The following is a 13704-nucleotide window of genomic DNA, read 5'->3' as shown; positions in this document are numbered from 1 at the left end:
TTCAATGTTAAAAATTCAAAGTTCAAAGTAAATCATGGACGACAAGACAATAAGAAGTTATGGTGAACAGGCTCTGAGAGACGAGGCACAGGCCATCCTCGACCAGATCGCCTTATTGGACGATAATTTTGAGAAAGCCGTAGATATGATGTATCATTGCCAGGGCAAGATCATCGTTACGGGTGTGGGCAAGAGCGGACACGTGGGTGCCAAGATTGCAGCAACCCTCGCCTCTACAGGTACACCGGCATTCTATATCAACCCGCTGGATGTATATCACGGTGACCTCGGTGTGATGACCGACAAGGACGTGGTGCTGGCACTGAGCAACAGTGGTCAGACCGACGAGCTGCTCCGCTTCATCCCGATGGTGCTCCACATGAACGTGCCTATCATCTCCATAACGGGCAATCCGAATTCACTGCTGGCAAAATACTCCAACCATCACATCACCGTCAAGGTGAAGAAGGAGGCTTGTCCGCTCAACCTTGCTCCTACCAGCAGTACCACTGCTGCCCTCGCCATGGGCGATGCTCTGGCAATAGCCCTGATGCAGGTGCGCCACTTCAAGCCACGCGACTTTGCCCAGTTCCATCCGGGCGGCGAATTGGGCAAGCGTCTCCTCACCACCGCCGAAGACGTGATGCGCAACGAAGACATGCCTATCATCCCTAAGGAGATGCATCTGGGCGAGGCCATCATCCATGTGAGCAAGGGTAAGCTCGGACTGGGAATCTCGCTCGATGAAGACCAGCGTGTCATCGGTCTGATTACAGATGGAGATATCCGCCGTGCCATGGAGAAGTGGCAGGCTGAATTCTTCAACAAGACCGTGAGCGACATTATGACCACCACTCCGAAGATGGTGACTCCGAAGACCAAGATTTCGGAGATTCAGCGCATCATGCACAAATACAAGGTACATACGGTACTAGTAGTAGATAAGGATAATCATTTGAAAGGCATCGTAGATCACTATGCATGCATGGTTTAAGATTCAGGCACGGATGACACGGATTTATAGATTACACGGTTATAGATAAGATGAGATATTATTTATTAATAGCGACTTTATGGCTGGCTAGTTCGCTGTGCAGCGCACAGACCAGCGATTCATTGATAGTCAACCAGCTTCGTGGGAAGGGTGTTAGCTTTTCCCGCGACAACTCCGTCACGCTCCTGATGAGCGGACAGGAGAAATTCGATGATATGTTTCAGGCAATCCGTCAGGCTAAGCACAGCGTGCATCTGGAATACTTCAACTTCCGCAACGACAGCATTGCCTCCCTCCTCTTCGACCTCCTTGCCGAGAAGGTGAAGCAGGGAGTCAAGGTAAGAGCCCTCTACGATGGCTTCGGAAACTCATCCAACAACAAGCCGCTGCGAAAACGGCATCTCAAGAAAATCCGTGCCAACGGTATCGAAATCTTCGAATACAAGCCCTTGAAGTTCCCATGGGTACATGCCGTTTTCAACCGCGACCACCGCAAGATCGTAGTCATCGACGGACAGATAGCCTATACCGGCGGCATGAACGTTGCCGACTATTATATAAAAGGTACAAAGGTGGTAGGAGAATGGCACGATATGCACTGTCGCATCGACGGCAGCGAGGTGAATACCCTGCAGAAGATCTTCCTCAAGATGTGGAACAAGGTAAGCGGACAGCATATCGACGGCGAGGAGTATTACCGCAAGGAGAAGGAAGATTACCTGGTAGAGAATCTCAAGCCTGACACCACAGCCACAGCCTATCACAAGATGGTGGGCATCATCAATCGTGAGCCGCATATCACGAAGGATATCATCCGCTACTTCTATGTAAATGCCATCAACGATGCCCAGGACAGCATCAAGCTCATCAGTCCCTACTTCACCCTGAGTCCCAAGCTCAAGAAGGCATTGAAGCGGGCGGTGAAAAGAGGCGTCAAGGTAGAGATCATGCTTTCTACCAGGAGCGATATTCCGCTCACCCCAGATTGCGGATTCTATAATGCCCACAAGCTGATGAAGGCTGGCTGCCATGTATGGATGTACACGCCGGGCTTCCATCATACCAAGATCATCATGGTGGATGGCAAGTTCTGCACCGTAGGCAGCGCCAACCTCAATGCCCGAAGCCTGCGATGGGATTACGAAGAGAATGCCGTGATTGTGGATTCATGCACTACCCACCAGCTCGACCGTCTCTTCGACAGGGAGAAGAAAGACAGTTTCCTGCTCAACGAGCAGAACTGGCGAGAGTGGCGCACCGGATGGCAAAGATTCAAGGGATGGTTTGCGGCAAAGTTCCTCACCCCATTCCTGTAAACAATAACAGATATATCAACAATATGATGAACGAAGAAATGAAGAAAGCAATGGCAGGCAAGGCGATGCCCGAACTCGCCATTGTAGATAACAATACGCTGGCAGCCTTGGGTCTCAAGGGACTGCTGGAGAATGTCGTTCCGATGGTAAAGATCAGCATCTTCGGTACATTCGGCGAATTTGAGTCGAATGCACCCGAACGCTTCATGCACTATTTTGTGTCGATGCAGATTCTTTTGGCTCACCGCAACTTTTTCATCGAAGAGGCGTATCGCCCCCATACCATCGTGCTTACCCCCTGCAACGACCTCAACTCGCAGCTGCAGGGATTCCACTGCATCTGCGTCAACGTACCGGAATCAAAGCTCATCCGACAGTTGATCCGTCTGCAGCGTTCGGGACATCCCCACGGCGAATATATCCCGCCGATGGATTCCTCAGAGTCCAGGGAGAAAGCCCTTTCAGACAGGGAAATCGAGGTACTCTCGCTGGTGGCACAAGGCAAAATCAACAAGGAGATAGCTGAAAAGCTCTTCATCAGTACCACCACCGTGATTACCCACCGCAAGAATATCCAGGAAAAACTGGGTATCAAGAGCGTTTCTTCGCTTACCATCTATGCCGTGATGCACGGTTATGTGGATATCAACAAGATCTAGCAGCCGGAGAGGCATCCCCCAAAATGATGATGCCTCCTACTCACATACCTATATATAATGATAGTGCCTTCCCCGCAAGCAGCAGGGAAGGCACTATCATTTTATAAAAAATAACATTTCGAAGGTCATTTTTCCTAAGCAAAACTAGAGTTTCACCGTGGAAATATCAACCAGATCGTTTACGATGGCATAAATCGTCAGACCCGCAGGAGAATGAATCTGAAGCTTTCGGGCGATGTTTCGGCGATGGGTAATCACCGTGTTCACGGAGATAAAGAGATGGTCAGCTATCTCCTTGTTCGACATACCCTGAACCAGCGCAATGATTACATCCTTCTCTCGGTCGCTCAACTGCTCATCGTTGTTCGGTGTCTGATTGATCATGCTCGAAATCTTGGCACTCACATCATTCTGCTTCAGTTTCCGCTCTGCATTTCTCACAGCAGGAATAAAGATTTCTTCCTCTACCTCAGAGTGATGCATAAGCCACTCCTCGTTGTTGTAGATGTCATAGAGGGTGGCACTGAGCTGGTTGTTGTGCAGTCCATCCGAAGGCAGATACTTGATGATGATGCTCTTCAGTTCCTTCAGCTTCATATCCACCTGCATATGATGCTTCGAGAAGGTTTCGATATCAAAGTTGGTATTGGCATTACCATCTATAAGTGCCTGAACATAAGGAAAGACCATCTTCTCCTCATACTTCATGTGGTTGGTGATGCTGTGGGCATAATCATCATAGAGTTTCAGGATCAGTCGCGCCAGATTATCCTTTTCATCGAGTGCATCCACCAGCTCCTTACGGATAAAAGGTAACTGGAAATCTATGTAGTAGGCATGTGATGCCTTGAGATAATGCAACAAGGTAGGCAACGACAACCGGTCTGCATTATCGTATTCTTTGTAACCATTTATCGTAAAGTTTACCACAGTAAGGAAGGTGTAGGTATCCACGTTCTGCTCTTCGCAGACTTCCCTTACCGTCTTGTCGCCGAATCCCAGGTTGATGCCGAAGCTACCCAGGCTCTGCAAGATATTGTAATTGTCTCTAATGATGCTGATCATCTTGTCTTCAGCCTCATACATCTTCTGATTTTTCATCTTGTTCTATCCTTAAATGCAAACATCCTTGTATCAAGAACATTCATCATGTTTTTATTTCGGTTGCAAATATACAAAAAAGTTTCGAAACCCGCAATACCTAGAAATGGGGATGCCGATGTTTACCGAAATTTAGGTATTGCAAGATTTTTTAAAACTCCGTACCTTTGCACCCGAAATCGAGAAAGAGCGCGGTGATGATTGCCACTCCCGAGCGGCAGAGCTGCGTAATTCCTTATCAAGCTACAGGGCTTTAAGGAGATACTAGGCCTCTAAAGTGTCGAGAAAGCAAGCAGATATCCGCGCTCTTTTCCTTATATAAAATTATACGATAACAATAATTTCAAAATATTAAAGATGAACAGTTTAAGAATTGGATTGATGTCCGCTGCCCTCGTTGCCGGTTTGGCAACGGCAAGTGCACAAACTGTGGCTGCCGATAGTGTGATGCAGCATGTAAAGGGTAACAGACTGAGCGTAGGTGGTTATGGCGAGGTTGCCATGAGCCGCAACTTCTATAGCGACGCTGGCAAACGCTACTCTAACGCTACTGCTTATAAGAATGCTCCCGACCACGGACGCTTCGACATCCCCCATGCAGTAATCTACCTGGGTTACGACTTCGGAAAGGGATGGACCATGGGTACTGAGATTGAATTTGAACACGGAGGTACCGGACAGTCTATCGAATACGAAGCAGAGGAGGCCATCGAGTATGAACAGGAGGTAGAGAAAGGTGGCGAGGTGGAACTGGAACAGTTCTGGATTCAGAAATCTTTCGGTCGATGGGCTAACATCAAGGCTGGTCACATCGTGGTACCTGTAGGTCTTACCAATGCCTATCATGAACCATTGAATTTCTTTACTGTTTATCGTCCAGAAGGCGAAAACACTATCCTTCCTTGCACCTGGCACCAGACAGGTATCAGTTTTTGGGGAAAGAGCGGCAAATTCCGTTACGAAGCACAGTTCCTGGCAGGCTTGAACGCCTTCCGTTTCAGTCGCAGCAACTGGATTCAGGGCGGTGCCAAGAGTCCATACGAGTTTGAAGTAGCCAACAAATATGCCGTGGCAGCCCGTGTAGATAACTACAGCATTCCTGGACTGCGCATCGGATTGAGCGGCTACTATGGCAAGGCGATAGGCAACACGACTCCTCATGATGTCAAGTACAAGAATATCAAGGGAAATGTATATGTGGGTGCCTTCGACTTCACCTACAACAAGTACAACTGGAAGATTAGAGGCAATGTGGATTATGGCTATGTAAGCGATGCCACTGCCATCACCAGCCTCGTATATCCTGGTACGCAGCAAGTGAAGCCTAACGAATCGGGCAGCGGAAAATACTTCGGCAGTCATGCCATCGCATCTATGGTAGAAGCTGGCTACGATGTCTTCTCTCAGATTTCCAAGCTCCGCGAAGACAAGCAGAAGCTGTATGTGTTCGGTCATTTTGAGTATTACGATTCATCCGTACACAATTCCACCGCTAAGTGGACCAACCGCAAGATTGTGGCAGCAGGTATCAACTACTTTCCTCTCCCACAGATTTGTGTGAAGGCAGAGTACAACCAGCGCATCTTCCACTCTAAGTACAACAATGAGCCAGCCGTGAACATCGGCATCGCTTATCAGGGCTTCTTCCTCTAATACAGGGGAAGCTGCTGTTTCATAGATTATAATTATCATATTTAAACATAAAAAACAAAGAAAAATGAAAAAGATTTTCCAGAAGGCATTTTTGTTCGTTGCAACAATGACTTTATCTTTGGGTTTCGCTTCTTGTAGCGATGATGATGACCCAGTAACAGAGGGTAACGTAGTTCCAGCAACAGAATTATCGGCTGTTGCCAACACTTATGTTAACGACATTATCTATCCTACCTACGGGGATTTGAGAAACAATGCCAAGGTTTTGAAGGATGCATGCGACAAGGCTTACGCCAACGCCAAGGCTGGCAACTTGAGCGATGCTGATATCACTGCTGCCTGCGAGGCTTTCAAGAACGCACGCCGTGAGTGGGAGCGCAGCGAGGCTTTCCTCTATGGTGCAGCCGCCAACAACGAGATTGACCCACACATCGACTCATGGCCACTCGACCACGACCAGATGGTATCAGCACTTAACAATCAGGAAATCATCGCCGGTATCAATGGTGAAAACCCATCTAAGTTCATCTATACAGAGAACAAGCACTTCGACTCAGTGATTGGTTTCCACGGATTGGAGTTCGTACTCTTCCGTGAAGGTAAAGAACGTACTGCTGCTATGCTGAATGCCAACGAGACAGAAAAAGGCATGACATCAGTGAAGGGTATCGATGAATTGGCATTTGCTGCCGCTGTAGCTGGTGATATCTACAACATGACTTCACTCCTCCAGTATGGTTGGAATGGTGATGCTACCCTCGGTTCTTGGTTGACAAGCAACTGCAAGTGGGTGGTTGACGGTCTTGCTGGTTTGAAGGAGAGTGCTGGTGCTCTTTCTTCTGCAGGTATCGGTTACGGTCAGTTCTTCCTCAATGCCACAGGCGAGAAGGCTTGGTTCCCTACATGGCAGGAGACCTTGGAGAATGTATTTGTAGGTGGTTGCTCAAGCATCTGTCAGGAGGTTTACACCCAGAAGTTGGGTCAGGCTTACCGTGTAGCTACCGGTCAGGGCGGTACAACAGAGGATGGCGAAGCTGAGTCTAAAGACTACATCGAGTCTCCATACAGCAAGCGTTCATTCATCGACTACCAGGACAACATCTACTCTATCAAGAACTCCCTCTATGGTACACGTGATGTAAATGCCACCACTCCTGAGGCTAATTCTTTGATGACCATCATGAAGAAGTACAACTACAGTGGCTACAGCGCATTGAACACAGCGCTTGACGAGGCAATTGCTTCATTGGAGTCTGCCAAGAAGAGCGGCACCGCCTTCGTTGATAATCCTGCTCACGCTCAGGTAAAGACTTGCATCGACAAGATCAACACCCTGGATGACGAGTTGAACAATGCAGGTAAGTGGTTCCGCAATTTGAAGGTTTCTAAGTAATCTATCCATTACAGCAGAAACAACAAAATAAAGGATAAAGGATAACGTAGCTTTGCTTTCTTCAATAGAAGCGAAGCTACGTCATTTGGGTTAAAATATAATATATTACAAAGAAAATACATTATGAATAAGAATTTTAAGAATTACGCCTACATGTCGTTCGCCATGGCTCTGGCAATGACAATGGCCAGCTGTTCTGATGACGACAACAAAGTCGAGATTCAGGAAACTGATGCCGCTTACGTAGGCAAGGAAGTGGGTAACTTTTCTGCGGATGAGTGGTATCCAGGTGGTGAGTTGGGTACAACAGATAACACGAATTCCAACTGCTACTCAGACCAGACACCAGCCGTTGACAACGACCCAGAACTCTTCAAGCAGTTCTTTATCGGCGAGCAGATGTTCGAGCGCCAGTACACCTGGAACACCGGTGCGTTCAAGGGCTTAGGTCCTGCTTCTGTCCGCTCTTCCTGCATCGACTGTCACCCAGAGTATGGTCATGGCAAGCGCAAGGCACAGTATGAAACCCGCTATGGTAATGGTAACGGCTATCTGCTCGTAGTCTATCATCCTAAATCAGAGGGTTCTAACGATGGTGCCTATATCTCCGAGGTAACCGGTATGCCTCAGACTCAGGCTCAGTCTCCATTCCTCCCTCCTGTCGACGAGAGCAAGATCAACATGAGCTGGCTGCACATTGCCAAGATGGAGACTGATGAGATTCCTGCCATGCAGTTCCCTGATGGCGAGAAGTTTGATCTGATTTATCCAGAGATTACCATTCCTCAGGATGCATTCAATACCAATCCGCGTCCAAGCAACTATGCTGTTCGCTTGGAATCTACCATCGGTATCGGCGGTACGGGTCTCATCGATGCCATCCCTAGCGAGGACATCGTAGCTCAATATAAGTCGGAGGCTTCTTATTTCAAGAAAGAAGGCAAGGATGTAAGCGAATACATCAACCCAAGTATGTTTGATGCCAACACTATGGAGATGACTGCCGGTGCCTATTATACCAGCTTCGGCAGAGACAGTAAGTATGCTACGGGTGGTGTGCATGCAGATGGCACAGCATTCGATCCTAACACCACCGACGGCAACAAGAAGCTCATCAAGCGCTTCACTTATGCCCTGACCCGTGGTAGCTTGCAGGATGGACCTGGTGCCAACGCCATCTGGAACATCACCAATGTAACCCGCAAGGACCGTCCTTGTCTCTACACCACCACTCCTTGGGCTAAGGCGATGTCAGAGAATGCGGACGTGATTGCAGCCATCAAGAAGGATCCTACTTCTCCTTATTATGCTGATGGTACCGACAAGGGCATCAAGGAAGCAGTGGCAAACCTGTTGGATCCAAAGACCAACCAGTTTGACAACAAGTACTACATCTTCAAGCCAGAGCAGAGCATGGACGATTTCTATGCCTTCATGGTATGGCACCGTGGTCTTGCCGTGCCTCGTGCCCGCAACCTGAACGATCCTCAGGTACAGGAGGGTAAGAAGCTCTTCATGAGTTGGGGATGCGCCAGCTGTCACAAGCCAACATGGAAGACTGGCGATGACAACTACGTAACATCCAAGTATCTCGCAGACAAGAAGTTGCCTCGTTATCAGAACCAGACCATCCATCCATATTCTGACTTCGTTCAGCACAAGCTCTATATGATGAACGACATCCACGGATCATGGTGCCGCACCACTCCACTCTGGGGTCGTGGCTTGAGCTATCTGAACACAGGTGCAGAAGACCGCTTGCACGACTGTCGTGCCCGCAACGAGGTGGAAGCAATCATGTGGCACTGCTACAGCAAGAAGAGTCATGCCTATCATTCAGCCATGAACTTCTACAAGGCACCTAAGAGTGAGCGTGATGCAGTGGTTAAGTTCCTGCGTTCTATCTAACACATATAGTGCATCTTATCAATCAAGAATATCAGGCAGCCAGGTACCCTATCCAGATACCTGGCTGCTTTTAAATATATGAATAAAAAATCTGGATAAGTTTGCTTATCTCAAAATTATATCGTAATTTTGCAGCAAGATAGAACAAGATTACACTAGATGATGCAATACACGCAAGATTACACTAGAAAGATTTCGTAACGAACCATGATTAAAAAGATATTATTCATCCTCTACATACTGATTCTCGTATGCATGGCTGCAGCCAGCATTGTAGAGAAACTAGAAGGTACGGATTATGCCCATTCCCACTATTATGGAACCTGGTGGTTTATCCTGATTTGGGCAGCACTAGCCGCCCTGGGCATTTTCTATATCATCCAGCGAAAGGTGAAAGCTGTTTCTACCTGGGCGCTTCATCTTTCCTTCGTCATCATCCTCGCAGGTGCCTTCATCACGCATGTCAACGGCAAGCAGGGAATGATGCATCTTCGCATCGGCGAACCTTCGGATATTTATTTTTCCAACAATCCTGCAGAGGGTATCCAGCAGCGCCGACTGCCTTTCACCCTGAGTCTTCAGAAGTTTGACATCCATCTGTATGAGGGTACGGATGTCGTCAGGGATTATTCCTCGCAATTCAGAGTAACGGATCATTACGAGATGGAGGAGGCAAAGGTATCGCTCAATAAGATCTATACCCATGGCTCCTACCGGTTCTATCAGGCATCGTATGATGAGGATGGGATGGGAAGTGTTCTTGCCATCAATTCCGACCCATTCGGTATTCCGGTAACGTATTGTGGCTATTTTCTGCTTTTCGTTTCGCTGGTTTGGATACTCTTCGACAAAAAAGGTGGCTACAGGAAGTTGCTCCAACGCTCCTGGCAGCAGTTCCGGAGTCTTCTGATGGTCGTGTTCAGTCTTGTTGGCATAGGATTCATCTTCCTGATTTATCATTTCAGCCACATCGATTTTTCTACTGGTGAGCGTGCACCGATATTAAACAGCCCTTATTTCTGCGTACATGTCAGTGTCATCATGATGAGTTACGTACTTCTGATACTCACCTGGCTTTGTGGTATTCTGGGCATCTGCTGGCGTTCCCGTCGTGAGCGGATGCAGGCGTTGAGCCGTCTCTTCCTCTACCCAGCACTCACCACGATGGGATTCGGCATCTTCATCGGAGCCATCTGGGCAAATGTCAGTTGGGGCACGTATTGGAGTTGGGACAGCAAGGAGACGTGGGCGCTCATCACCTTTATGATTTATGCAGTAGTAGTGCATACGCAGAGTCTACCGGTTTTCCGCAAGCCGCTGGTGTATCACATCTACGTCACCCTTGCCTTCCTGAGCATCGCCATGACGTACTTCGGTGTCAACTTCTTCCTCACGGGCATGCACTCGTATGCATAGCCCGTCGGAAAGCAGAATACAATAGATAGTTTCTATGATAAAATAGCCATAATCTTTCGTTTATCTATTATAAAAGCCGTATCTTTGCAGCAAAATTCAAATAAACAAGATAAATATGGAAACAAGAAAAGAAATTGCAGCAGAGAAGAAGCGTTGTGGGTCTCACAACTGTACCCAGGCAGTGGTTTGTACCTATCATGACTATACTGGTATGGACGAAGAGACACTCAAGAATGTAGGCAATGCCTTCGCTGCAGGAATGGGAAACATGGAAGGAACCTGCGGTGCCCTCGTAGGAGCAGGAGTGGTATTAGGCCTTGCAACAAAGGATAAGGCTAAGTCTGTCAAGGCGATGCGACAGATTATGACCCAATTCCAGCAGCGTAATGGGGCTACCCAGTGCAAGCTTCTCAAAGGTGTAGGCACAGGTAAGATACTCAGAGAATGCCCGCTCTGCGTAGCCGATGCGGCAGAATTTCTGGAAGAGCAGTTGGATAAACTAACCGATCAGTAGAAAACGATGGCAAAATACAAGGCTCAAAGCGAGCACGACCGCTGCGTGGCATGTGGTGTTTGCGTAAAGGTGTGTCCCAAGGATGCCATCAGCATCTACCGAGGATGTTATGCAGTAGTGAATGAGGATCTGTGCATAGGTTGCGGCATCTGTGAAAGGAATTGTCCGGCAGGAGTCATGCACAAGGTATTGAGATAACAGATAAAAAGCATTTTTATGGCAAGACAAAAAAGCAAGAAGTGGAGTGATTATCTGTGGCTGGTATCTGCCACCTATTTCACTCTTGGATTCTTCAACATCGGGTTTGCATGGCTGGGAGTCATCTGTTTTATGATTCCGCTGTTCATGGCTGTTTTCGGATGGAGCTTTGATGTTCCCTGGCACTGGGCATATCCTGTAGAGATAGAACCCTGGAAGGCTCAATTTGCCTTCGGTCTCTATGGCATCATGCTCACCTCGCTGATAGTGGGTGTGCTACTCACCATCTTCTATCGCCCTAGAACCTGGTGTGTTTTCTGTCCGATGGGCAACATGACTCAACTCATCTGCAAACTCAAGGCAAGATAAGCCCTGTACTTGGCTGATATAAATAGAATAGCGATATGAATTTACAGCAACTGAAATATATTGTGGCACTCAACCGCTTTCGCAATTTTGCGAGAGCAGCAGAGGCTTGCCTGGTTTCGCAGCCCACGCTCAGTGCCATGCTTGTGAAACTGGAGGAAGAACTGGATACCCGTATCTTCGAAAGAAACAACAAGACCGTATCTCCCACTGCATCAGGCAAGAAGATTATCCGTCAGGCAGAAACGGCATTGCAGGAGATAGAACGCATCTCGGAAATCGTGATGGAAGATAAGGGAGAGATAGGCGGAAGACTGTCGCTCGCCGTGGGTCCAACCATTGCCCCCTACATCCTGCCCAAGTTCATCAGACACTATCGGGAAAACTATCCATCGGTGGATCTCAACATTCAGGAACTGAAGGCTGATTTCATGCTCGATTCCCTGCTTCGTGGTGAGACGGATGCCGGCATAGCCATCTCCGACAATATCCGTGAAGGCATTCTGGAGATACCGCTCTACACGGAGAAGTTCTATGTGTATCTTGCCGAGAGCTGCTGGCGCAAGCTCCCTGTTTTCAAGCCAGAGAATCTGGAGTATGAGAACATGTGGATTATGAAGGAGGCACAGTGTCTGCGCAACAGTGCCTTTTCGTTCTGCAAGGCGCGCAGCAAGGGTCATCATATCTATGAGGCAGGCAGCATCGAGACCCTGATAAGGATAGTGGATGAGAATGGTGGCTTCACCATCATTCCAGAGATGCACCTCCCCTTCCTGAGTGAGGAGCAGAAGAGGAATGTAAGAAAGATAGAAGGAGATTATCTGTCGCAGCGGCGCATATCGCTCTATATCAGGGAGGATTACATCCGTGAGCGGATGCTGAACACCCTAGTCGATACCCTCAAGATATTCATTCCGGAGGAGATGATGGGAGAAGGCATCAGGAAATACGGCATCAGGTTGTAACCTTTAAATGAATAGACTCCATCTATCGCCGCATTGACTGAGTGATTTGGTGGAATGCCGGATTCTTCTTATCTTCGCACCGATAAAAACAAGTAATAACTTTTAAATATCAATAATGATGGAAAAATTCAATGAAATGATTAACGGCGAACAGCTGACAAAGGGAGATTTCTTGGCGAAATCTCCCTTTATCTTTTTCAAAAAGCAGCTATAATTTCTTGATTTCATCTAGTGACAACTGGGTTGCTGCTGCCACTTGCTCGGCAGACAAGCCCATTGCAAGAAGGCGATGGGCAGTGGCCTTCTTCTCATCTTTGGCTCCTTCGGCACGACCTTCTTCTCGACCTTCGGCACGACCCTCGGCACGACCTTCTTCTCGGCCATCGGCATGACCCTCCTGCCAGCCATCATCATAACCCGTCTTGATAACGCTGCGCTGATAGCGCAGATTCTCCATATGACGGACATAGTCGTTCTTTTCCGCTACGGTCAACTTATCTATGTCCAGGCATTTGCGGGCATCAGCCAAACCTGGAGCCTGGGCAGCCTCGCTGATCTCGCCAGTCTTGAGAAACTCGATCCATTCATCCAGATTGTTCACCGCCAGCTTATCAAAGTTGTTCACGCAGAGCAGATAATACTCCGGGAATATGTCTCCGGCTTCGCGATTAGTCTTGCGACCCTGAGGGATTTCATCACCGAAGAAGAGTTCACTCTGTCGGTTGGAGAGTTTCAGGATATCATTCGGCAGATGCAGTCCCTGGAACATCGTCTTGCCATGATATACATAATCCTTGGCCTGTCCCAATGTGAAATACACGATATTGATGGAATATACCTTGCGCACCTTGTCGTAATCATCGCCCAGACTGATATTGTCTGTGATGACCTTGGAAACTCCATAGAGCATACGGTGGAAATAGGTATGTTCCCGGGTATTCTGTATCTCGAAGATGATGAATTCTCCCTTCTCATTTTCTGCCAGGATATCCACTCTGTTGAATTTATCATTCTCGGTCTGCTGATTGCTCTCACTATCCAGGAATCGGTTGATCTTGAATTTCTCGTTCAGCAGCGAACACATAAAGCCTTCCAGCACGGCATAGTTTGCCTTGTTGCGAAGCAGGCGCTTCATCGCCCAGTCAAATCTGATATAATTTGCCATATTCTTCCTCCATCTATTAATTTTCAGCTGCAAAGTTACGACTTTATTTTAAGACA

Annotated in this window: 13 protein-coding genes; 11 read left to right on the top strand and 2 right to left on the bottom strand. The window is 47.8% G+C overall.

Annotated elements, in window-relative coordinates; genetic code table 11:
- Positions 1 to 34: 34 nt before the first annotated feature.
- From DXD25_RS13495 to DXD25_RS13485, 3 genes are read left to right on the top strand one after another with little or no spacing between them, the layout of a single operon-like run.
- The gene (locus DXD25_RS13495; RefSeq protein WP_117663950.1) at positions 35 to 994 is read left to right on the top strand and encodes an SIS domain-containing protein; all 960 of its coding nucleotides are present in this window, start codon (positions 35 to 37) and stop codon (positions 992 to 994) included.
- Positions 995 to 1044: 50 nt separating this feature from the next.
- Entirely contained in the window at positions 1045 to 2310 is a 1266-nt protein-coding gene (locus DXD25_RS13490; protein ID WP_117663949.1) for a phosphatidylserine/phosphatidylglycerophosphate/cardiolipin synthase family protein, read from the top strand.
- Between the two features lie 23 nt (positions 2311 to 2333).
- Positions 2334 to 2969, top strand: coding sequence for a response regulator transcription factor (locus DXD25_RS13485; protein ID WP_117663948.1), 636 nt, complete (start codon positions 2334 to 2336; stop codon positions 2967 to 2969).
- Between the two features lie 144 nt (positions 2970 to 3113).
- On the opposite strand, the gene DXD25_RS13480 is transcribed toward DXD25_RS13485, so the two are convergent.
- Positions 3114 to 4070, bottom strand: a complete 957-nt coding sequence (locus tag DXD25_RS13480; protein ID WP_117663947.1) for a LuxR C-terminal-related transcriptional regulator — start codon at positions 4068 to 4070, stop codon at positions 3114 to 3116.
- Between the two features lie 357 nt (positions 4071 to 4427).
- Here DXD25_RS13480 and DXD25_RS13475 point away from each other — a divergent pair, with 357 nt between their 5' ends.
- From DXD25_RS13475 to DXD25_RS13440, 8 genes are all read left to right on the top strand, one after another.
- Entirely contained in the window at positions 4428 to 5723 is a 1296-nt protein-coding gene (locus DXD25_RS13475) for a hypothetical protein (RefSeq protein WP_117663946.1), read from the top strand.
- 64 nt (positions 5724 to 5787) lie between these two features.
- Complete coding sequence (locus tag DXD25_RS13470) at positions 5788 to 7116, top strand: imelysin family protein (RefSeq protein WP_117663945.1); 1329 nt, start codon at positions 5788 to 5790, stop codon at positions 7114 to 7116.
- 123 nt (positions 7117 to 7239) lie between these two features.
- Positions 7240 to 9024, top strand: coding sequence for a di-heme oxidoredictase family protein (locus tag DXD25_RS13465; protein WP_117663944.1), 1785 nt, complete (start codon positions 7240 to 7242; stop codon positions 9022 to 9024).
- A 207-nt stretch (positions 9025 to 9231) separates the two neighbouring features.
- Positions 9232 to 10440, top strand: a complete 1209-nt coding sequence (gene ccsA, locus DXD25_RS13460) for a cytochrome c biogenesis protein CcsA (protein WP_117663943.1) — start codon at positions 9232 to 9234, stop codon at positions 10438 to 10440.
- A 115-nt stretch (positions 10441 to 10555) separates the two neighbouring features.
- Positions 10556 to 10954 carry a C-GCAxxG-C-C family protein gene (locus DXD25_RS13455; RefSeq protein ID WP_117663942.1) on the top strand — a complete coding sequence of 133 codons (399 nt, stop codon included), beginning with the start codon at positions 10556 to 10558 and terminating at the stop codon, positions 10952 to 10954.
- 6 nt (positions 10955 to 10960) lie between these two features.
- Entirely contained in the window at positions 10961 to 11152 is a 192-nt protein-coding gene (locus DXD25_RS13450) for a 4Fe-4S binding protein (RefSeq protein WP_089542963.1), read from the top strand.
- 18 nt (positions 11153 to 11170) lie between these two features.
- A complete protein-coding gene (locus DXD25_RS13445) occupies positions 11171 to 11521 on the top strand; it encodes a hypothetical protein (protein WP_117663941.1) in 351 nt (116 codons plus the stop codon).
- A gap of 35 nt (positions 11522 to 11556) precedes the next feature.
- Positions 11557 to 12483, top strand: a complete 927-nt coding sequence (locus DXD25_RS13440; RefSeq protein WP_117663940.1) for a LysR substrate-binding domain-containing protein — start codon at positions 11557 to 11559, stop codon at positions 12481 to 12483.
- 208 nt (positions 12484 to 12691) lie between these two features.
- Here the strand turns inward: DXD25_RS13440 and DXD25_RS13435 are convergent, their stop codons facing one another.
- The gene (locus DXD25_RS13435; protein ID WP_117663939.1) at positions 12692 to 13648 is read right to left on the bottom strand and encodes a PD-(D/E)XK nuclease family transposase; all 957 of its coding nucleotides are present in this window, start codon (positions 13646 to 13648) and stop codon (positions 12692 to 12694) included.
- Between the last annotated feature and the right edge of the window lie 56 nt (positions 13649 to 13704).

This window comes from Prevotella sp. TF12-30 (assembly GCF_003436715.1).
GTDB lineage: Bacteria > Bacteroidota > Bacteroidia > Bacteroidales > Bacteroidaceae > Prevotella > Prevotella copri_A.
This window is presented reverse-complemented; position numbering and strand designations above follow the sequence as displayed.

What these genes read in the sequence shown, in the direction of transcription:
- DXD25_RS13495 (WP_117663950.1), top strand. Translation starts at nt 35, where the DNA reads ATGGACGACAAGACAATAAGAAGTTATGGTGAACAGGCTCTGAGAGAC.
- DXD25_RS13490 (WP_117663949.1), top strand. Translation starts at nt 1,045, where the DNA reads ATGAGATATTATTTATTAATAGCGACTTTATGGCTGGCTAGTTCGCTG.
- DXD25_RS13485 (WP_117663948.1), top strand. Translation starts at nt 2,334, where the DNA reads ATGATGAACGAAGAAATGAAGAAAGCAATGGCAGGCAAGGCGATGCCC.
- DXD25_RS13480 (WP_117663947.1), bottom strand. Translation starts at nt 4,070, where the DNA reads ATGAAAAATCAGAAGATGTATGAGGCTGAAGACAAGATGATCAGCATC.
- DXD25_RS13475 (WP_117663946.1), top strand. Translation starts at nt 4,428, where the DNA reads ATGAACAGTTTAAGAATTGGATTGATGTCCGCTGCCCTCGTTGCCGGT.
- DXD25_RS13470 (WP_117663945.1), top strand. Translation starts at nt 5,788, where the DNA reads ATGAAAAAGATTTTCCAGAAGGCATTTTTGTTCGTTGCAACAATGACT.
- DXD25_RS13465 (WP_117663944.1), top strand. Translation starts at nt 7,240, where the DNA reads ATGAATAAGAATTTTAAGAATTACGCCTACATGTCGTTCGCCATGGCT.
- ccsA (WP_117663943.1), top strand. Translation starts at nt 9,232, where the DNA reads ATGATTAAAAAGATATTATTCATCCTCTACATACTGATTCTCGTATGC.
- DXD25_RS13455 (WP_117663942.1), top strand. Translation starts at nt 10,556, where the DNA reads ATGGAAACAAGAAAAGAAATTGCAGCAGAGAAGAAGCGTTGTGGGTCT.
- DXD25_RS13450 (WP_089542963.1), top strand. Translation starts at nt 10,961, where the DNA reads ATGGCAAAATACAAGGCTCAAAGCGAGCACGACCGCTGCGTGGCATGT.
- DXD25_RS13445 (WP_117663941.1), top strand. Translation starts at nt 11,171, where the DNA reads ATGGCAAGACAAAAAAGCAAGAAGTGGAGTGATTATCTGTGGCTGGTA.
- DXD25_RS13440 (WP_117663940.1), top strand. Translation starts at nt 11,557, where the DNA reads ATGAATTTACAGCAACTGAAATATATTGTGGCACTCAACCGCTTTCGC.
- DXD25_RS13435 (WP_117663939.1), bottom strand. Translation starts at nt 13,648, where the DNA reads ATGGCAAATTATATCAGATTTGACTGGGCGATGAAGCGCCTGCTTCGC.